This is a genomic window from Thioclava nitratireducens, from assembly GCF_001940525.2.
In the GTDB taxonomy this organism is placed as follows: domain Bacteria; phylum Pseudomonadota; class Alphaproteobacteria; order Rhodobacterales; family Rhodobacteraceae; genus Thioclava; species Thioclava nitratireducens.
In genome coordinates this window covers 2995167-3014438 of record NZ_CP019437.1, presented here as the reverse complement: position 1 = coordinate 3014438, position 19272 = coordinate 2995167, and the positions used below count along the sequence as shown (strand labels likewise).

Below are 19272 nucleotides of genomic sequence, written 5' to 3'. Positions count from 1 at the left end.
CGGATTGCCTCAGCTTACCGGGCTCCCGCCCATCAGCCCCGCGCCATGCAGCCCGTCGAGGATGAACTGGATCGCCAGCGCCGCCAACAGCATCCCCAGAAGCCGGGTGACGACCATCGTGCCGGTGCGACCCAGCGCGCGCTCGATCGGCGTGGCGAGCAGGAACATCACGAAGACGCAGCAAAGCACCAGCAGCATCATCGCGATGATGACCACGACATGCAGCCAGTCGCCGCCCTCGCGGCCGGCCAGCAGGATCATCGTCGCCATCGCGCCGGGCCCGGCGAGAAGGGGCGTCGCCAGAGGGAATACGGAAGGGTCTGTTTCGGGGTCGGCCTCGTGCTCCTCGCCCTGCGCCTCGCGGCGTTTGGTGCGGCGTTCGAACAGCATGTCGAGTGCAGTGAGGAACAGCAGCACCCCGCCCGCGATGCGGAATGCGGGCATGGAGATGCCGATCCCGGCGAGGATCTTGTCGCCGAAGATGCCGAACAAGGTCAGCAGCACGGCGGCTATGATGAGGGCGCGCAGGGCGATGCGCAGTCGCGCGCGATGGCTTTCGCCCAAGGTCAGTGCGATGAAGACCGGGGCCAGCCCGATCGGATCGATGATGACGAAAAGTGTCACGAAAGCAGTGATGTATTCGGCACCGATCACGCAGGGGCATCCCTTCCAAGTTTCGCAGTCGAGCCTAGCCTCATCCCCGACCGCCCGCCAGCCCTTCCCCGGCGTCTTCGGCAGACGGCTCGGGCGGCGCGGAGGGCAGGGCGGCGCGGATCTTAGCGGCCAGGCTCGCGGCGCCTCCGGCAAGGCGCGGATCCTCCATCGCTTCGGCGAGATCGAGCAGATGATCGAGCGCGGCCAACTCCTCGCGGGTCAGCACAAGAGGCGGCAAGCCAACCGCCCGGCGCAGGATATAACCGACGCCGCGTTCGCCCTCGACCGGCACGCCATAGGCCGAGATTTCCGCCATGTCGCGCCAGATCGTGCGGACCGAGACTCCCAGCCGCTCAGCCAGATCGCTGGCACGGTGCATCTTGCCGTCGCGCAGGATGGCGATGATCTGTTGCAGCCGCTCGTCGCGGGTCATGGGTCTCTCCCGTGAGGTCAAGCTAAGGGTAGCGCGGGGCGGGGCAACTGACAATGAACTGTCAGTAATCTGCGCCTCACAGCGCCGTTTGGGCGGAATCGGTCTAGGATTGAGGCCCGCATGATCCTAAAACTCGGGACCGACATAAGGCGCGGGCGGCGGGCCCGTGACCAGAGGAGAGACAACAATGCTCAACAATATCGGCCTTCCCGGTCTGCTTCTGATCGCCGTCGTGGTTCTGGTTCTTTTCGGCCGCGGCAAGATTTCCTCGCTCATGGGTGAAGTCGGCAAAGGCATCACCGCCTTCAAGAAAGGCGTGAGCGACGGCACGAAGGAAATCGAAGACGGCTCCGTCGACGAGGCACGCGACGTGACCCCGGCTGACGAAGTTCAGAAAGAAAAAGACAAGGCCTGAGCCTGATCGCTTTTAGGGGTTGCGGGCTGATGCCCGTTTGCCTTTGCGTCCTCATTTGGCCGGAGGCCTGAGCACTCATGTTAGACATCGGTTGGAGCGAGCTTCTGCTGATCGGCGTCGTGGCGCTGATCGTCGTGGGGCCGAAGGATCTGCCCAAGATGTTCCACCAGCTTGGCCGCATCACCGCGAAGGCCAAGTCGATGGCGCGCGAATTCTCGCGGGCGATGGAAGATGCGGCGAAGGATACCGGGCTCGACGAGGCCGCGGGCTCCGTGCGCGACCTGAAATCGCTGGCCTCGAAGAAGTCGCTCGGGCTCGACGCGCTGGAAAAGGCGACCGACGCTTTCGAGAAATGGGAGCCGGGCCGGTCCGAGCGGACCTCGCTCAAGCCCGATCCCGAGGCGGAGCCGCCCAAGCCCGAGGCTGCCCAACCCGAGGCGACCGCAGTTGAGACGGCCAAACCCGAGACTTCCAAGACGGCAAGCAAGCCGGCGGCCAAGCCCGCTGCGAAGAAAGCCGCGTCGAAGACCGCAGCCAAGACTGGCACGAAGACGGGCGCTTCGACCGCAGCGAAATCCAGCGCCAAGCCGGCGACCAAGTCGAGCAGTAAACCTGCCGCGAAAACCGGTGCCAAACCGGCGGCCAAGAAGACGGCGGCGAAGAAACCCGCCGCGAAGAAGGGTGACGCATGAGCGACCATGACGAAATCGAGGACAGCGCCGCCCCGCTGATCGAACACCTCGCGGAACTGCGCACGCGCATCCTCTATTCGCTGGGGGCCTTCATCGCGGCGATGGTGGTCTGCTACACGGTCTGGAACCCGATCTTCAACTTCCTGACCCGGCCGGTCTGCTCGGCGCTGGAATCGCGCGGCGAGCAATGCGGCCTCTATCTGATCAAGCTGCAGGAAGGCTTCTTCGTCGCGATCAATATTTCCTTCCTCGGCGGTTTCGCCCTGGCGTTCCCGATCATCGCCTACCAGATGTGGCGTTTCGTGGCGCCGGGCCTTTACCGCAACGAGAAGAACGCGTTCCTGCCGTTCCTGATCGCCTCGCCGGTGATGTTCTTTCTTGGCGCGGCGTTCGCTTATTACATCATCCTGCCGCTGGCCTTTAACTTCTTCCTCGGCTTCCAGCAGGGCGAGATCGGCGCGACGTCCGGCGCGAACGAGATGGCCGCCATCGGCTTCCAGGGCTCGGTGCAGGAATATCTCAACCTGACGATCAAGTTCGTCATGGCCTTCGGGATCTGCTTCCAGCTGCCCGTCCTTCTGTCGCTGATGGGCAAGGCGGGTCTGGTCTCCTCGCAAGGCCTCGCGAATATGCGCAAATACGCCGTGGTCGCGATCCTTGTCGTGGCCGCGATCGCGACGCCTCCGGACGTGATTTCCCAGGTCATCCTGTTCTCGGTGGTCTACGGTCTCTACGAGATATCCATCCAACTCGTGAAGCGGATCGAGAAGACCCGTGAAGCTCGAATGCGCGCCGAAGGCACCTGGATCGATCCCGACGAATGGGATGAAGACGAAGACGACGAGGATACCAAGGGATGAATGACGCGACGCTGACCCGGATCGCCACGGCACTGGAGCGGCTCTCGCCCGCGCCACAGCCCGCGCCGGATTTCGCCTCGGCCAGCGCCTTCATCTGGCACACCGCGCCGGATCGGCTGGAGCCCGTGCCTCAGGTGAACCGCGTCGACCTGAGCCTGCTGCACGGCATCGACCGCTCGCGCGATACGCTGCTGGCCAACACGCTGCAGTTTGCGCGCGGTGCGGCGGCGAATAATGCGCTTCTCTGGGGCGCGCGCGGGATGGGGAAATCCTCGCTCGTGAAGGCGGCCCATGCGGCGGCGGTGGCCGAGGGGCTGCCGCTCAAACTGGTGGAGCTTGCGCGCGAGGATCTGCCGTCCGTCGGGCGTCTGCTCGCGCATCTGCGCGACGCGCCGGAGATGCGCTTCATCCTGTTCTGCGACGACCTGTCGTTCAGTCATGACGACCAGCATTACAAATCGCTCAAGGCGGTGCTGGATGGCGGGATCGAGGGGCGGCCCGCGAACGTGATCCTCTATGCCACGTCGAACCGGCGTCACCTGATGCCGCGCGACATGATCGAGAACGAGCGTTCGACTGCGATCAGCCCCTCCGAAGCGGTGGAGGAGAAAGTCTCGCTGTCCGATCGGTTCGGGCTTTGGCTGGGCTTCCATCCCTGCAGCCAAGACGAGTATCTCACGATGATCCGCGGCTATTGCGACAGCTATGGTGTAGAGATTTCCGACGAGGAGTTGCGCGCCGAAGCCATCGAATGGCAGGCCACGCGCGGGGCGCGTTCGGGCCGCGTGGCATGGCAGTATTTCACCGATCTGGCCGGACGGCGCGGGATCGCGCTGTAAGCGCGTCCCTCCGCATCGTCCAAGGCGCGGGTAGGGGGCTTACACCCCCAGCCGATCGCGCAGAGCATACCACCACGACCCCGCGACGGAGTAGGGCACGCGGAAAGTGCGCCCGCCGGGAAACGGAATCCACGGCAGTTTCGCGAACGTATCGAACCGGGTCAGGTCGCCGTTGATCGCCTCCGACAGGATGCGCCCGAAAGTATGCGAGCCGGTCACGCCATGCCCCGAGTAGCCATGCGCGAAATAGGTGTTCTGCCCGATCCGTCCCATCTGCGGCACGCGGCTGAACGAGAGCGCGAAATTGCCCGACCACGCGTAGTCGATCTTGGTGCCTTTGAGCTGCGGGAAGACTTTCTCGAGGTTCTTCCAGAGCTTCGCCTTGATGTCTTTCGGGTCTGCCCCGCCATAGACTGTGCCGCCGCCAAACAGCAGGCGGTTGTCGGCGGACATGCGGTAATAGTCGAGGATGTAGCGAACGTCCTCGATGCAGACATCTGACGGCATCAATTCGCGTGCCTTGGCCTCGCCCAGCGGCTCGGTCGCCATCACCTGCGTCGAGACGGGCATCACACGGCGCTCCAGCGTGGGCACGACATGGCCGAGATAGGCGTTGCCGCACAGAACCAGCGTCTTCGCGGTGATCTGCCCCTTCGCGGTCCTGATCACCGGGCGCGTGGCTTCGGTGTCGACGAAATTGACGGGGGACATCTCGTAGATCGTGCCGCCCATTTTCTCGACCGCCGCCGCCTCGCCAAGCGCGAGGTTCAGCGGATGCAGATGGCCGCCCTTGTGGTCGATCATGCCGCCCGCATAGAGGTCGGAAGCCGCGTGCTCGCGCATCTGCTCGCGGCTCAGCATCTCCTGGCTTTCGATGCCGTAGCTGCGCCAGAGTTTCCAGCGCGCTTCCAGCTCCTGCATATGCTTGCCGGTGAGCCCCGCGAAGACGTTGCCGGGCTTCAGGTCGCATTGGATGTCGTAGGTCGCGACGCGCTCGCGGATGATGTCGCCGCCTTCCATCACCAGACCGGCGACGAAATTCGCGGTGTCCTGTCCGTAGCGGCTCTCGATCACGTCGAGGCTCGCGTTCAGCCCGTTGACGACCTGACCGCCATTGCGGCCCGAAGCGCCCCAGCCGATGCGTGCGCCTTCCACGACGGTGACGCTATAGCCCTTTTCGGCCAGATGCAGCGCGGCCGAGAGGCCCGAAAAGCCCGCGCCCACGACGCAGATATCGGCCTCCACCGCGCCTTCCAGTTCCGGACGGAGCGGGGCCGGGTTGGCCGAAGCCGCGTAGTAGCTGTCGGTGTGTCTGCCGTCGCCCGCATAGGGGTGGGTCTTGTCGGTCATGTCGCGCTCTCGTCTGAAAGGGGCGTTTCGCTTTCGGTGCCACGCGCGCGCGTCAAGCGCAAGCGGGCTCAGCCCGCCCGCGTCAGCATCCCGAACAAATCGCGCGGATCGTCGGGGTCTGCCATAAGATCGAGCATCTGCGCATAATCGCCACCCTTCACGCGGTCATGGATGTAGCGCAGCGCGCTGAAATCCTCGATCGCGAAGCCCACGCTATCGAACAGCGTGATCTGTTTCGCGTCGCTGCGGCCCTCGGCCTCACCGCGCATGACCTTCCACAGTTCGGTCACCGGGTGATCCTCGTCGAGCGCCTGAATCTCGCCCTCGATGCGGGTCTGCGGCGGGTATTCGACAAAAATCTCCGAGCGGGTGAGGATGTCGCGATGCAGTTCGGTCTTGCCGGGGCAGTCGCCGCCGATCGCGTTGATGTGGACGCCCGAGCCGACCATGTTGTCGGTCAGGATCGTCGCATATTGCTTGTCGGCGGTGCAGGTGGTGATGACCTGCGCGCCTTCGACCGCTTCCTCGCCGGAGCGGCATTTGGTGACGTTGAACCCCTGCGCGATCAGGTTCTTCGCGGCTTTCTCGGTCGCGCTCGGGTCGATGTCGTAAAGCCGCAATGTGTCGATGCCGCAGATCGCGCGGAAGGCCAGCGCCTGAAACTCGCATTGCGCGCCATTGCCGATCATGCCCATCACCGTCGCGCCTTTCGGGGCGAGGTATTTGCCCACCAGCGCCGAGGTGGCGGCGGTGCGCAGTGCGGTCAGTATCGTCATCTCGGTCATCAGCAGCGGATAGCCCGTCGCGACCGAGGACAGCACACCGAACGCCGTCACGGTCTGGTGCCCGGTGCGGCCGTTCTTGGGGTGCCCGTTGACGTATTTGAAACCGTAATTTTCGCTATCCGCGGTCGGCATCAACTCGATCACGCCCTCCGCAGAATGGCTCGCGACGCGCGGCGTCTTGTCGAAATCCGGCCAGCGGCGGAAATCCTCTTCGATATAGGCGGCGAGGTCGCGCATCACCTGTTCGGGGCCGATCTCGTTCACCAGCTTCATCATGTTGGCGACGGAAACGAAGGGCACGAAGGCCAGTTCGGAGGGGGCGAGCGGGGACTTGTCCATCAAAAACTCCGTGTCATGCGGTCAAGAACGCGGCGGCCGAAGAGGCTGGCCGCGAGGTCGCACAGCAGTTTCGCCGTTCGGCCGCGTTCGTCGAGGAAGGGGTTAAGCTCGACAATGTCGAGCGAAGTGACGAGGTCGCTGTCGCCGACCTCTTCCATGATCAGATGCGCCTCGCGGAACGTGGCGCCGCCCGGCACGGTCGTGCCCACGGCTGGCGCGATCCCGGGGTCTAGGAAATCGACGTCGAAGCTGACATGCAGAAGGCCGTTGGCTTTGCGCACGCGGTCAAGGAAGGCGCGCAGCGGAGCCAGCACGCCGGTCTCGTCGATGGCACGCATGTCATGGACTTCCAAGCCGATCTGCTTGATGCGCTCGCGCTCTGCCGGATCGACAGAGCGGATGCCCATCATGCAGAAGTTCTTGGGATCAATGCTGGCTTCCAGCGGCGGGAAGGCCTCGAAATCCGGCTGTCCCGTGACGTAGGCCACGGGCGTGCCATGCAGGTTGCCGCTGGTCGTGGTTTCCAGCGTGTGCAGGTCCGGGTGGGCATCGAGCCACAGAACGAAAAGCGGGCGATCCTGGGTTTTCGCATGACGTGCCAGCCCGCTCAGCGTGCCGGCAGCCAGCGCGTGGTCGCCACCGATGAAGATCGGGCGGTCGTGCTTCTGCGCGGCGTCGAAGGCTGCGTCCGACAACGCCTCGATCCAGGCGCGGGTCTCGGCCAGATCGTGGATCGCGGGGTTCTTGTGCGGCACAGGGTCTTGCGCCGGGATCGACAGGTCGCCCAGATCGTTCACCTCCCAGCCCAGCTCGGTCAGGATGTCGCCCAGCCCGGCGATGCGCAGGCTGGCCGGTCCCATGATGCAGCCGGGTTGCGAAGCGCCAGTTTGAATAGGCGCGCCCAGAATCGATACTGTGCGTGTCATCGTGATCTCCCTTGTTGGACTCAGTCTGACGAAATGGCGCAGAGGTTTCGCTTGTCAATTTGCGCAAATCGGAACTAAATTTGATCAGTTTGGCTAATTGATTGATCAAAACGGAGGGGCGATGCAGCTCGACGATACGGACCGCGCGATCCTGACCGCATTGCGGGCGGACGCGCGGCTCTCGGTGACTGATCTTGCGCTGCAGGTGGGAGTGTCGCGCACCACAGCACGCGCCCGGCTGGAGGCGCTGGTGGCTTCGGGGCAGATCCGGCGCTTTACCATCGAGACCGAGACCGATGTCGAGGGGCAGGTGCGTGCGATCACGCTGGTCGAGTTACAGGGCAAGATGTCGCGCGCTGTGATCCGGGCGCTGCACCGGATCCCGGAGGTCACGACGGTTTTCGCGACCAATGGAAACTGGGATCTGGTGGCGGAAATCCGGGCCGAGACTCTGGGCGAGTTCGACCGGGCCTTGCGCGATATTCGGGAAATTCCGGGGGTGCTCAACAGCGAGAGCTGTCTGCTGCTCGCGCCTGTTGCGGGCTAGGCGGGCAGGGGCGCGGGCGGACCGGAATATCTCCGGCCCGCCGCGCAAGATCAGTTGAGATACGGCATCGGATCGACGGAATCGATCCCCTTGCGGACCTCGAAATGCAGATAGCCCTGATCGCCGGACGCGACCTTCGCGATGGTCTGGCCGCGCTTGACGCTCGCGCCTTTCTTCACCGTGATGCCGGTCACGTTGTAATAGACCGTCACCAGATTGTCGGGATGCTTGATCGCGAGGAAGGCGACATCGTCGGTGTCCTGGCTGATCAGCAGTACGGTGCCGCTCTCGGCGGCTTTGACCGCAGTTCCGGCCGACGCGGAGATATCGACACCGTCGTTCTTGCCCTTCTTGTAGGGGCGGATGATCGAGCCGGGAACCGGCATCATCATCTTCGACGTGTCCGACGCCTTGGTGCGATCGGTGCTCATGTCCGGGGTCTGCGTCTTGACCGGCTCGGAGGCCTTCGGCGGCGTCTTGTCGGGCAGGGGCTCTGCCGCGGAGGGCGGCACCGGGGTCGGCGAGCCGGTGCCGGGCGCCGTCGTAGCCGTAGCGGTCTCGACCTTCGGAGGTTGGCGGCCGGAGGCGACCGGGATGATCAGCATCTGACCTTCACGCACGCGTAGATCGTTGGGTAGCCCGTTCCATTCGGCCAGTGCCTTCACCGGCACCGAATAGTAGCGCGCGATGGAGTAGGCGGTCTCGCCACGCGCCACCTTGTGGCGGATCGGCTCGGGGCTGGTTGTGGAGACCGGGGCCGAAGCCGGGGTCGCCTTCGCGGGCTGGTTCGCCTGCGCCTTGTCGATCGCGTTCGACGCGAGCGAGGTGATGTCGATCGTCTCCGAGGTCAGTGCACTGGAATTGCCCGGCGCCGCGGTGCCGGCTGTCGTCGCGACCTTGTTGGGCAGGGCCAGCACTTCGCCCGCGTTCAGCACCGCGTCGGGCGCGACCGCGTTATAGCGGGCCAGCGCGCCGGGATCGGTGCCGATGCGTTGTGCGACGGAGTTGACCGTATCGCCGCGGCGCGCCACGACGACCTGATAATTCGGGTAGGTGATGATGCCCTGCGCATTCGGGCGCGGGCGATCCTGTACGGCCTGCCGGGCAGCCGCGCTCGTGTCGAGCCCGCCATTGCCGTAGCCGCGCATGTCCAGATCGAACCCGTTCGGGTTACAGGCGGCCAGCGCCGTCAGCGCGACTCCACCTGCCAGGATCAGCCGCAGCCGGGAATTCTTCGTTGCCATCCGCTCGTCCTCACTGTCTCTCAGACCTCTACGGGGTCCGTTCTTGCCTGCCACTCAGTCGTTTGCCACGCCCTCTACAAGGGGGACGAAGCGCACCGGACGCAATTCTTCGTAATCGAAGCCCGTCTCGAGCCGGCGCACCCGGATCAGGCTTTGCACCGTGTCCGACTGGCCCACGGGCAGAACCATGATACCCCCGATCTTCAGCTGGGCCAAGAGCGGCCCGGGAGGGTCTTCCGCGGCGGCAGTCACGATGATTCGATCAAAGGGCGCCTGATCGGGCAGCCCATGCGAGCCGTCGCCGGAAATCGCAACGATATTGGTGAGCCGCAGCGCCGTGAAGACGCCCTCGGCCTCGCGCACGAGGCGCTTGTGGCGATCCACCGTGTAGACCCGTCGGGCGAGCTGACTCAGGATGGCTGCCTGATAGCCCGATCCGGTGCCGATCTCGAGCACGGTATCGCGCGAGCCGACATCCGCGGCCTGGGTCATCAGCCCCACGATCGAAGGTTGCGAGATGGTCTGTCCGCAGGCGATCGGCAGGGGCATGTCCTCATAGGCACGATCGGCGAAGATACCGCGCACAAACTGGCCGCGGTCGATCCCCTCCATCGCGTGCAGCGTGCGCGCGTCGGTCACGCCCTTGGAGCGCAGTGCGAAGAGGAACCGCATCTTGCGCTCGGCCAGATCCTCTTCCGCATCCTCGCTCATCCCAGACGGGCCTCCAGATCGGCGATCACGTCATGCGCCGTCAGATCGGCGCGCATCGGCGTGACCGAGATATAGCCGTCGAGGTTGACGGCGGCATCGGTGCCCGGCTGCGTCGGCGTATGCTGCGGGCCACCCTTGATCCACAGGAAGCGCCGCCCCGAGGGCGCGTGGTGCGCCTCGGTCGAGAAGAAGCAATCCTTGCGGAAGCCTTGGGCGGCGACCTTGTGGCCCTTGACGTCGGCTGCCAGCACCGGCGGGAAATTGACATTGTAGAACACCCGGTAATCGCCATCGTCCCAGATGCCCTGATCGAGGAGCTTGCGCACGAGCCCCGCGCCATGCACCCGCGCCGCCTCGAACATGTCGGGGGCATTGAAGACGTCGGGTCCGATGAATTGCGACAGGGCGATCGCGGGTACGCCTTGCAGCGCCGCCTCCATCGCACCGCCCAACGTGCCGGAATAGAGCGCGTTGTCGGCGGAGTTGTTGCCCCGGTTCACGCCCGAGAGCACCAGATCGGGCCGCTGCCCTTCCAGCACGTCGTAAAGCCCGGCCATCACGCAGTCGGCGGGGCTGCCTTCGGCTGCGAAACGGCGCTCTGCCAGCTTCGAGATCATCATCGGCCGGGTGTAGGAGATGCAATGGCCCACGCCCGATTGCTCGAAGGCGGGCGCGACCGTCCAGACCTCGCCATCGGGACCTGCGAGTTCTTCGGCGATCTCGAGAAGAACGGCCAGACCCGGCGCGTCGATGCCGTCGTCATTGGTGATGAGAATACGCATGTTGCCCCCAGTTCCCCGTCGCGTCACCCGATGCTTACCTTGCAGTGGATGAAGGGTAAAGCGGGGGCAGGCAACAGCCTGGATGTGTCGCCAAAGCGCCGCAGGCCAAGCGGTCCGCGGCGTTTGGCCGGGGCGTCAGAGCGTGTCGAGGATACGCCGTGCTTCGGCATGGCGATCGGCGAGAGCGTCGCGATCCTCGCCGGGGAAGAACCGCCCGCGCAAGGCGGTCGCCATCGGCGCAGGCTCGGCGATGACCACGCGCGGCCCGATCTTCACGGTCTCCGCCTGCCACGAGCGCAGCATCGCCATCTGTGCCGCTTTCGTCGCCCCGTAGATGCCGAAGAATTTCTGGCCCGCACGCGGATCGTCGAAGGCCAGCGCGGTGCCTTGGCGGGCGAGCAGCAGCGGCTCGATCAGCCCGATCAGCTGCGCGGTCGCGTTCACGTTCACCTTGACCGAATTGGCCAGTTCCTTGGCGTCGATATGCCCCGTCGGCGAGAGCGGCGCGGCATGGATCGCGGTATGCACCCAGAGATCGAGCCCGCCCCAGCGCGCGCCGATCGACTGCGCGAGATGCGCCATCTGATCGGGGTCGGTCACGTCCAGCGGGCCGAGCGAAGCGGTGCCGCCCTTCGCCTGAATCCGGTCGTCGAGTTCTTCCAGCGCGCCGGTGGTCCGCGCGACGGCCATGATATGCCAGCCGTCTTCGGCCAAGGCCTCTGCAATCGCCCCGCCGAGGCCACGCGAAGCGCCGGTGACTAGCGCCAGTTTCTTGCCCTGCGAAGGGTCTTGGGTCTGATCCGTGCTCATGGCGCGTTTCTTGCCACCACGCCCGCCTTCGCGCAAGCGTCAGATGCACGATCCGCGCCTCTCCCGATGATTTGCGAATTTGCGCGCGGGCGAGTCGGCCCGCTTAGCAATGCTGCGCAATGGCGGCTGCGCCACTCGCCGTCGCGGGCAACTGGTCGGCGCCGCGCAGACGCGGCGGGACCCTGCCTCGAAATCGAAGCGCTGCCCCCGGCTGGGAATGGCGTTACGCTTTGCCCTGAAGCCGAGCGAGAGCGGCTTCGCACATGCCCTCGCTCAGCCATTGGCACTCGGCGCAGATCGTCTGGTGGACATCGGCGGGCAGGGCGGCCATCCGCTCCAGCGCCTCGCCCCAGCTGAGCACATCGCCCGGCGCAATTCCCAATGCCTTCGCATGGGCTGCATCCAGCCGGTCGATCTTCGCCTGCCCGGTGCAACCGGACCCGCGCCGCGACGGGCAGGGACCGCAGATGTCATCGGCCGCGCCCACCACTTCGATCTCCACCGCCGCCCCTTCCGCACGCCGCAGTCGCCCCTCGACGATTTCGGTCATGTTCGCAGTGAAGGCATCCGAATATCCCTTCCCCACGAACCCGAGCGAGCAGAGAAAATGATGCGGGCGGTATGTCAGACGGTCAGCTATGTCTTCGCTCTTTCGTGATTATCCCGGGGGGAGGCCGGCGCAGCCAAGCGGGGCGCCGTCCCCTGTCACCGGGGTAGCAGAATGGAAAACGGGCCGGAAGGTTTCCCCTCCGGCCCGCAATGATCTGGTCTATGCTCAGCGCTTCTCGAGATCGACGTAATCGCGGTAGGTCGCGCCGGTATAGAGCTGACGCGGGCGACCGATCTTGCCGGTCGGATCCTCGATCATCTCTTTCCACTGCGAGATCCAGCCGACGGTGCGCGACAGCGCGAAGATCGGGGTGAACATCGAGGTCGGGAAGCCCATCGCCTCGAGGATGATGCCCGAGTAGAAGTCGACGTTCGGATAGAGCTTCTTGGAGACGAAATATTCGTCCTCCAGAGCGATCTTCTCCAGTTCCTTGGCGACCTGAAGCGTCTCGTTGTCGTGGATGCCGAGCAGGTCGAGCACCTCGTCTGCCGATTCCTTCATGACCTTCGCGCGCGGGTCGAAGTTCTTGTAGACGCGGTGACCGAAGCCCATCAGGCGGAAGGGATCGTCCTTGTCCTTGGCGCGCTTGATGTATTCCGGGATCTGGTCGACGGTGCCGATTTCGCGCAGCATCTCGAGGCAGGCTTGGTTGGCGCCGCCGTGGGCGGGGCCCCAGAGGCAGGCGATGCCGGCCGCGATACATGCGAACGGGTTCGCGCCCGAGGAGCCCGCCAGACGCACGGTCGAGGTCGAGGCGTTCTGCTCGTGATCGGCATGGAGCGTGAAAATCCGGTCCATCGCACGGGCCAGCGCAGGCTCGATCTTGTAGTCTTCGGCCGGGACCGAGAAGCACATGTGCAGGAAGTTCTCGGCGTAGCTCAGCTCGTTCTTCGGATAGACGAAGGGCTGACCGATCGAATACTTGTAGGCCATCGCGGCGATCGTCGGCAGTTTCGCGATCAGGCGGATCGAGGCGACTTCGCGTTGCCACGGGTCCGAAATGTCGAGGCTGTCGTGATAGAAGGCCGACAGCGCGCCCACGACGCCGACCATGGTCGCCATCGGGTGGCTGTCACGGCGGAAGCCCTGGAAGAACTGCTTCATCTGCTCGTGGATCATCGTGTGACGCGTCACGCGGAACTCGAAATCTTCCATCTGCGCCTTGGTCGGCAGTTCCCCGTAGAGCAGCAGGTAGCACACTTCGAGGTAATGCGACTTCGACGCGAGTTGGTCGATCGGATAGCCACGATACAGCAGCTCACCCTTGGCACCGTCGATGAAGGTGATCTTGGATTCGCAGGCTGCGGTCGAGGTGAAGCCCGGATCGTAGGTGAAGACGTCGGCTTGGCCATAGAGCTTGCGGATATCGAGCACGTCGGGACCAGCCGAGGGCGAGAGCACGGGAAGCTCATAGGTTTGTCCGTCAAGCGAGAGCGTGGCGGTCTTCGAGTTGTCTGCCATGTAAATTCCCTTTCATCCTCCGGCTGGGCCGCGCCGGTCTATCGCGTCCGGACAGTCGTCCGGAGAGGGCGGCCAGGCCTCAGGCCGCCTGATCGTCGAGTCGAGCCAGAGTCTCCTCCCGGCCCAAAACGAGCATCATATCGAATACGCTGGGGGTTGCCGCACGTCCCGCCAAGGCCGCCCGCATCGGAGCTGCGACCTTCCCAAGGCCAAGCCCGTGCGCTTCGGCAACCTGTCCGACAGCGGCTTCCAGGTCTTCCCGCGACCAATTAGCGCGTTGCAGCGCAAAGGTCAATTCACTCAGTATACCACGGGATACATCATCCAGTGCCTTGGCCGCTTTCTCTTCGATCTCGATCGGGCGCTGCGTCAGAGAGAAGTGTGCCTTTTCAATGAGTTGCGGCAGAAGTTTCGCTGATCCCTTTACCACGGGAAGCGTGCGCATAAGCGCAGATTTCTGTGCGTCATCCAGCGACGGTTTTTCTGCAGCTGCGAGATAACCTTCGATTTCGCGCAGCAATTCGGCCTCGTCGGTGACCGCGATATGCTGGCCGCAGATATTCTCGAGCTTCTTGAAATCGAGCCGCGCCGGCGCCTTGTTGATGCCGGTGATGTCGAACCATTCCTTCGCCTGTTCGTCGGTGAAGAATTCGTCGTCGCCATGGCTCCAGCCGAGCCGCGCGAGGTAGTTGCGCATGCCCGTCGCCGGGTAGCCCATCGCCTGATACTGCTCGAGGCCCACCGCGCCGTGGCGCTTCGACAGCTTCTTGCCGTCGGGGCCGTGAATCAGCGGGATATGCGCGAAGGTCGGCACGTCCCAATCCATCGCGCGATAGACCAGCATCTGCCGCGCGGCATTGACGAGATGGTCGTCCCCGCGGATCACATGGGTCACGCCCATATCATGGTCATCGACGACAACGGCCAGCATGTAGGTCGGTGTGCCATCCGAACGTAAACAAATCATGTCATCGAGCTGATCGTTGCGGATCGTCACTTCGCCCTGCACCGCGTCCTGGATCACGGTCGTGCCCTCGCGCGGGGCTTTCAGCCGGATCACGTAGGGCGCGTCCGGATGGGTCGCGGGATCGGCGTCGCGCCACGGCGAGGGGAACATCTGGCCCTTGTTCGCCGGGTCCTCGCGGAAGGCCGCGATCTCTTCCTGCGTGGAGAAGCACTTGTAGGCGTGGCCTTTCTCCAGCATCTTATGGGCGACCTCGGCGTGGCGGGCCGCGCCCGCGGCTTGGCTCACCACCTCGCCGTCATAGTCGAGCCCCAGCCATTCGAGCCCCTGCAGGATCGCTGCCGTCGCCTCCGGGGTCGAGCGTTCACGGTCGGTATCCTCGATACGCAGCAGGAATTTACCGCCGCGCCCGCGTGCATAGAGCCAGTTGAACAGCGCCGTGCGCGCACCGCCGATATGCAGATAGCCGGTGGGCGAGGGGGCGAAACGGGTGACAATCTGGTCGGACATGTCGGAGCCTTTCTTCGCGGGCTCTCACCGGCCCGCCTTTACCTTTCGGAAACCATCAAGCGCATAGGCTTTCTCGGCTCGATGCATAAGCAGGGACGGGGCCGAGGACAAGCATGGCGATCAATGCGGAACCGGGCGACTGGGCGCTGCCGGAGGGCGCAAAGGGCGCGGGCCGCAGCTCTCGTCTGATCGCGGCGCTTTTCGCTGGCCTCTCCGATCCGCTTGGTGCCTTGGTGCGGGCGCGGGCGCAGCTTTTCCTGTGGATGCCGGTGGCGCTCGGGGGCGGGGTCGGTGCGTATTTCACGCTCAAGGTGGAGCCGGGCTGGCTTATCTACCTGACCGCGCTCGCGATCTGCGCGATCTCTCTGACGCTTTGGCTGCGTGGCTCGGTATGGTTTCGGCTGCCGGCGGCACTCATTGCCCTCGCGGCTCTGGGCCTGTTGCTGGCGGGACTACGCGCCCATCTCGTCGCCGCACCGGTGCTGCACTACCGCTATTACGGCCCCGTCGCCGGGCGGATCGTTAAGATCGACCGCGCGCGCTCGGACCTGATCCGGCTGACGCTGGATCAGGTGCGGATCGACCGGGTCGCCCCCGGAAATACGCCCGCGCGGGTTCGGGTCACGCTGCATGGCGATCAGAGCGAGTTCACCCCTGAACCCGGCGCGCAGGTCATGCTCACGGCGAATCTCTCGCCCCCGCCGCCGCCAGCCGCGCCCCGGGACTACGATTTCCGCCGCACCGCCTGGTTCGATCGCCTCGGCGCGATCGGCTATACCCGCGCGCCGGTGATGCGGGTCGCGCCGCCCGATCCCGGTGATTGGGCGATGGCGGCGCATCGCGCGCGGATGCGGCTCTCTACGGCGATCCAGTCGCGGATCGCGGGCCAGCCCGGCGCGGTCGCGGCGGCGCTGATGACCGGCGACCGCTCGGGTCTGAGCGAGGCCACGCGCGAGGCTATGCGCCGCTCCGGCCTCGCGCATCTGATCGCGATCTCGGGGCTGCATATGGGAATCCTCGCGGGTTTCGTCTTTGGACTCGTGCGCTACGGGCTGGCGCTTGCAGGCCAACCCGCGCTGATCTGGCCCACGAAAAAGTTGGCCGCCATTGCGGCGCTGATCGCGGCCAGCGCCTATCTGTGGCTCGCGGGGCCTGCGGTCTCGACCCAGCGGGCCTGGATCATGGTGTCGATCATGCTCCTCGCCGTTCTTTTCGACCGGCGCGCGCTGAGCCTGCGGACCGTTTCACTCGCCGCCACGCTCTTGCTGATCTGGCAACCAGAGAGCCTGACCGCGCCCGGCTTCCAGATGTCCTTCGCGGCGACGACCGCGCTGATCGTGATGCTCGGGCCGTGGACCCGCGCCGCGCGCTACCTGCCGCGGCTTCTGAGGCCCGCGCTGATGCTAGTCGCGACCTCGCTCATCGCTGGAGCGGCTACGGCGCCGATCGTGGCCGCGCAGTTCCACCGGCTGTCGGAATACGGGGTTCTGGCGAACCTGTTCGCGGTGCCCGCAATGGGGCTGGTGATCATGCCGATGGGGGTCCTCGCGGCGCTGCTGGCCCCCTTCGGTCTGAGCGGCCCCGCGCTTTGGGCGGTGGGGCAGGGTACGGCGTGGATATTGCGCGTCGCGCGATGGGTCAGCGACCTCGATGGCTCCGTTCTCGCCATCGTTCAACCGGGGCCTTGTGTGCTGCCGCTGATCGCGCTTGGCGCTTTAGGGCTGATCCTGACCCGCGGCGCGGGACGGACAGCGAGCATCGGCCTGATTGCGACGGCTTGCGTGTTTTGGCTGCGCGCTGACGACGAGCGACCTGCACTTCTGATCGCACCCGAGGGCCGGCAGGTCGGGGTGATGACGCCGCTAGGCCGAGCTCTGTCGAAACCCGGCGCGGGGTTCATCTCGGGCCGCTGGCTTGCGGCGGATGGCGACGCGGCGACGCTGGAGGTGGCGGCCGCGCGGCCTGCATTCTCCGGGCCGCGCGGCGCGCGGATTGCGCAGTTTCGCGGGGCGCAGCTTGCCCATTTCACGGGAAAAGCCGTGCAATACGCCTTGCCTGCGGTCTGCGCCAAAGGCGGAATTGTCGTAACCTCCGCCAAATTCGACAGCGCCACAGGCCCTTGCGATCTGTGGGACGCGCAGCGCCAGCGCGAAACCGGCGCGGTCGCGATCAGTGCAGCCGGGGAAATCACGACGACCGCGCAAGTCAAAGGTCGCCGTCTCTGGACGCGCCCCTGACCTTCGCTCTTCGCAAATATGCCCGCCGGAGGCTCCGCCCTCTGCCACCGGCGCAGCAAATGAAAAAGAGCGCCCCGCAGGACGCCCTTTTCCAGAAACTCAATGGATGTCAGTAGCTGCGGATCAGCCCGACGAGCCGACCCTGCACCTTCACCTGATCGTCGCGCAGCAGCCGCGTCTCATAGGCCGGGTTGGCGGCCTCCAGCGCGATCATTCCGCTGCGACGGTAGAAACGCTTCAGCGTGGCCTCATGGCCTTCGACCAAGGCAACCACGATATCGCCGTTATCCGCCGTGCCCTGTTCGCGGATCACCACGACATCGCCATCGTTGATCCCGGCCTCGATCATCGAGTCGCCTTTGACCTCGAGCGCGTAATGCTCTCCGCGTCCGCTCAGCATCGAGCCCGGAACGGCGACGTGATGCGAAACTTCCGAAATCGCCTCTATCGGGACACCGGCGGCGATCCGGCCCATCACCGGCAGTTCCAGCGCGTGGATCACGTCAACCGGCATCGCGCCGCGCGGCGGATCGGCCTTGTCCCCCTCGATCACTTTGGGCGCGAAGCTTCCTGTATCCTCGGTCGCGGGCGCGCCGAATTTCTTCTCGAGCGCCTCGGGCAGTTTCACGATCTCGATCGCGCGGGCCCGGTGAGCGAGACGGCGGATGAAGCCGCGTTCTTCCAGTGCGGTGATCAGCCGGTGGATACCGGACTTGGAGCGCAGGTCCAGCGCGTCCTTCATCTCGTCGAAAGAGGGCGGAACACCGTCCTTCATCATCCGTTTTTGAATGAATTCCAGCAATTCCAGTTGCTTGCGCGTCAGCATCCGCGACCCTCCGTTCCCCGGTCAAGGCACATGTTCAAGGATTGTTCTACCCTTGTTCACGGGGGCTGTCAACGGCCGAGGCGGGCGCGGCTCAGTCGAGCGGCAGGATCTCGACCGTCTCGCCCGCCTTGCGCGGCCCGTCGCCGATGGGGCGGATCAGCAGGCAATCGGCCTGCGACAGGAGGCTCAGCATCGCGGAGTCCTGGTTGTCGAAGGGCGTGACGCGGGGCAGGGGATCGCCGGGCACGAGCGTGGCGCGCATGTAATGCGTGCGCGGACCGGTGGGGCCGGTATCGGTCGCGAGGATTGCCTGTTTCACGCGCGTTTCGGGCGGCAGGCCCGAAAGCTTGCGCAGCATCGGGCGCAGGAACAGTTCGGCACAGACCGTTGCCGAGACCGGGTTGCCCGGAAGGCCCAGCATCGCGGCCTCGCCCATCCGGCCCGCCATCAAGGGCTTGCCCGGGCGCATCGCGATCTTCCAGAAGCTGCGTTCGAGACCCAGTTCCTCGGCCACGTCGCCCACAAGATCATGCGCGCCGACCGACGCGCCACCGGAGGTCACCACCATATCGGCGCCCTTCGCGAGGTCGAACACGGTGCGCAGACTGTCGCGGTCGTCGCGAGCGATCGGCAGCATGCGCGCTTCTGCGCCCATGCGCTCGGCCAATGCCGCGACGATGAAGCTGTTGGAGCAGATGATCTGGTCCGGCCCCGGCTCTTCGCCCGGCATCACCAACTCGTCGCCTGTCGCGATGATCGCGACGATGGGGCGGCGGCGCACGGTGACGGCGGGCACGTTCATCGCCGCCAGCAGCCCGAGGTCGCGCGCGGTCAGCGGGCGGTCGGGGCAGAAGCTCTCGCCTTGCGCGAAATCCTGACCCTTCGGCCGGATATTGGTATTGCTATCAATCTCTTGCGGCAGCGTGATCGTGTCGCCTTCGCGCGTCACGTTCTCCTGCAGCACGACCACGCCATTCGGCCCCGGCACTGGCGCGCCGGTGAAAATGCGCACCGCCTGACCGGGCTTGGGCTGACCCTCATAGCCGCGACCCGCGGCGGCTTCACCCTCGACGGTCAGCGTCGCGCCGGGCAGGTGGTCGGCCTTGTCGAGCCAATAGCCATCCATCGCCGAGCCCGAGAAGGGCGGCTGGGTCAATTGCGCGGTCGCGGGCTCCGCCATCACACGACCGAGCGCATGACGCAGGCTCACGCGTTCGGTACCCAGCGGTTCGACCAGCGTCAGAACCTTTTCAAGCGCTTCTTCGACGGGCAACAGG

General features: G+C 65.3%; 20 protein-coding genes. 6 read left to right on the top strand and 14 right to left on the bottom strand.

The features are described from left to right. Positions 1-9: 9 nt before the first annotated feature. Both BMG03_RS14345 and BMG03_RS14340 read right to left on the bottom strand, forming a co-directional pair. Complete coding sequence (locus BMG03_RS14345) at positions 10-654, bottom strand: MarC family protein (protein ID WP_075775676.1); 645 nt, start codon at positions 652-654, stop codon at positions 10-12. A 40-nt stretch (positions 655-694) separates the two neighbouring features. Further along, a complete protein-coding gene (locus tag BMG03_RS14340; RefSeq protein ID WP_075775675.1) occupies positions 695-1087 on the bottom strand; it encodes a helix-turn-helix transcriptional regulator in 393 nt (130 codons plus the stop codon). A gap of 187 nt (positions 1088-1274) precedes the next feature. Here BMG03_RS14340 and BMG03_RS14335 point away from each other — a divergent pair, with 187 nt between their 5' ends. From BMG03_RS14335 to BMG03_RS14320, 4 genes are all read left to right on the top strand, one after another. Beyond that, positions 1275-1502: a twin-arginine translocase TatA/TatE family subunit gene (locus BMG03_RS14335; protein ID WP_075775674.1), complete on the top strand. Its 228-nt coding sequence runs from the start codon at positions 1275-1277 to the stop codon at positions 1500-1502. Between the two features lie 77 nt (positions 1503-1579). Continuing rightward, the gene (gene tatB, locus BMG03_RS21215) at positions 1580-2194 is read left to right on the top strand and encodes a Sec-independent protein translocase protein TatB (RefSeq protein WP_075775673.1); all 615 of its coding nucleotides are present in this window, start codon (positions 1580-1582) and stop codon (positions 2192-2194) included. Next, a complete protein-coding gene (gene tatC, locus BMG03_RS14325; protein WP_075775672.1) occupies positions 2191-3054 on the top strand; it encodes a twin-arginine translocase subunit TatC in 864 nt (287 codons plus the stop codon). The genes tatB and tatC overlap by 4 nt, the downstream gene beginning before the upstream one ends. Continuing rightward, entirely contained in the window at positions 3051-3893 is an 843-nt protein-coding gene (locus BMG03_RS14320; protein ID WP_075775671.1) for an ATP-binding protein, read from the top strand. Before tatC ends, BMG03_RS14320 begins: the two co-directional genes overlap by 4 nt. Before the next feature lie 39 nt (positions 3894-3932). On the opposite strand, the gene BMG03_RS14315 is transcribed toward BMG03_RS14320, so the two are convergent. The 3 genes from BMG03_RS14315 to rocF form a co-directional block, all read right to left on the bottom strand. Next, complete coding sequence (locus tag BMG03_RS14315; RefSeq protein ID WP_075775670.1) at positions 3933-5243, bottom strand: NAD(P)/FAD-dependent oxidoreductase; 1311 nt, start codon at positions 5241-5243, stop codon at positions 3933-3935. A gap of 68 nt (positions 5244-5311) precedes the next feature. Beyond that, on the bottom strand, positions 5312-6367 hold the full coding sequence (locus BMG03_RS14310; protein ID WP_075775669.1) for an ornithine cyclodeaminase: 1056 nt from the start codon (positions 6365-6367) through the stop codon (positions 5312-5314). After that, positions 6367-7293 (bottom strand): arginase, encoded by a 927-nt coding sequence (gene rocF, locus BMG03_RS14305; protein ID WP_075775668.1) that lies wholly within the window; start codon positions 7291-7293, stop codon positions 6367-6369. The genes BMG03_RS14310 and rocF overlap by 1 nt, the downstream gene beginning before the upstream one ends. Before the next feature lie 121 nt (positions 7294-7414). On the opposite strand from rocF, the gene BMG03_RS14300 reads away from it, so the two are divergent. Next, positions 7415-7840, top strand: a complete 426-nt coding sequence (locus tag BMG03_RS14300) for an Lrp/AsnC family transcriptional regulator (RefSeq protein WP_075775667.1) — start codon at positions 7415-7417, stop codon at positions 7838-7840. Positions 7841-7890: 50 nt separating this feature from the next. On the opposite strand, the gene BMG03_RS14295 is transcribed toward BMG03_RS14300, so the two are convergent. From BMG03_RS14295 to gltX, 7 genes are all read right to left on the bottom strand, one after another. Next, entirely contained in the window at positions 7891-9084 is a 1194-nt protein-coding gene (locus BMG03_RS14295; protein WP_075775666.1) for a LysM peptidoglycan-binding domain-containing M23 family metallopeptidase, read from the bottom strand. Between the two features lie 54 nt (positions 9085-9138). Continuing rightward, positions 9139-9795, bottom strand: a complete 657-nt coding sequence (locus BMG03_RS14290) for a protein-L-isoaspartate(D-aspartate) O-methyltransferase (RefSeq protein WP_075775665.1) — start codon at positions 9793-9795, stop codon at positions 9139-9141. Continuing rightward, positions 9792-10577, bottom strand: coding sequence for a 5'/3'-nucleotidase SurE (gene surE, locus BMG03_RS14285; RefSeq protein WP_075775664.1), 786 nt, complete (start codon positions 10575-10577; stop codon positions 9792-9794). Before surE ends, BMG03_RS14290 begins: the two co-directional genes overlap by 4 nt. A gap of 135 nt (positions 10578-10712) precedes the next feature. Beyond that, positions 10713-11387 carry an SDR family NAD(P)-dependent oxidoreductase gene (locus BMG03_RS14280; protein WP_075775663.1) on the bottom strand — a complete coding sequence of 225 codons (675 nt, stop codon included), beginning with the start codon at positions 11385-11387 and terminating at the stop codon, positions 10713-10715. A 223-nt stretch (positions 11388-11610) separates the two neighbouring features. After that, a complete protein-coding gene (locus BMG03_RS14275) occupies positions 11611-11973 on the bottom strand; it encodes a DUF1284 domain-containing protein (RefSeq protein ID WP_088720176.1) in 363 nt (120 codons plus the stop codon). Between the two features lie 189 nt (positions 11974-12162). Further along, positions 12163-13458: a citrate synthase gene (gltA, locus tag BMG03_RS14270; RefSeq protein WP_075775661.1), complete on the bottom strand. Its 1296-nt coding sequence runs from the start codon at positions 13456-13458 to the stop codon at positions 12163-12165. A 79-nt stretch (positions 13459-13537) separates the two neighbouring features. Next, a complete protein-coding gene (gene gltX / locus BMG03_RS14265; protein WP_075775660.1) occupies positions 13538-14932 on the bottom strand; it encodes a glutamate--tRNA ligase in 1395 nt (464 codons plus the stop codon). A gap of 113 nt (positions 14933-15045) precedes the next feature. On the opposite strand from gltX, the gene BMG03_RS14260 reads away from it, so the two are divergent. Continuing rightward, positions 15046-17169: a ComEC/Rec2 family competence protein gene (locus tag BMG03_RS14260; RefSeq protein ID WP_077701277.1), complete on the top strand. Its 2124-nt coding sequence runs from the start codon at positions 15046-15048 to the stop codon at positions 17167-17169. Positions 17170-17278: 109 nt separating this feature from the next. On the opposite strand, the gene lexA is transcribed toward BMG03_RS14260, so the two are convergent. Together lexA and BMG03_RS14250 are read right to left on the bottom strand one after the other, a co-directional pair. Then, on the bottom strand, positions 17279-17995 hold the full coding sequence (lexA, locus tag BMG03_RS14255) for a transcriptional repressor LexA (protein WP_075775659.1): 717 nt from the start codon (positions 17993-17995) through the stop codon (positions 17279-17281). A gap of 91 nt (positions 17996-18086) precedes the next feature. Then, a complete protein-coding gene (locus BMG03_RS14250) occupies positions 18087-19271 on the bottom strand; it encodes a molybdopterin molybdotransferase MoeA (RefSeq protein ID WP_075775747.1) in 1185 nt (394 codons plus the stop codon). Position 19272 lies beyond the last annotated feature (1 nt).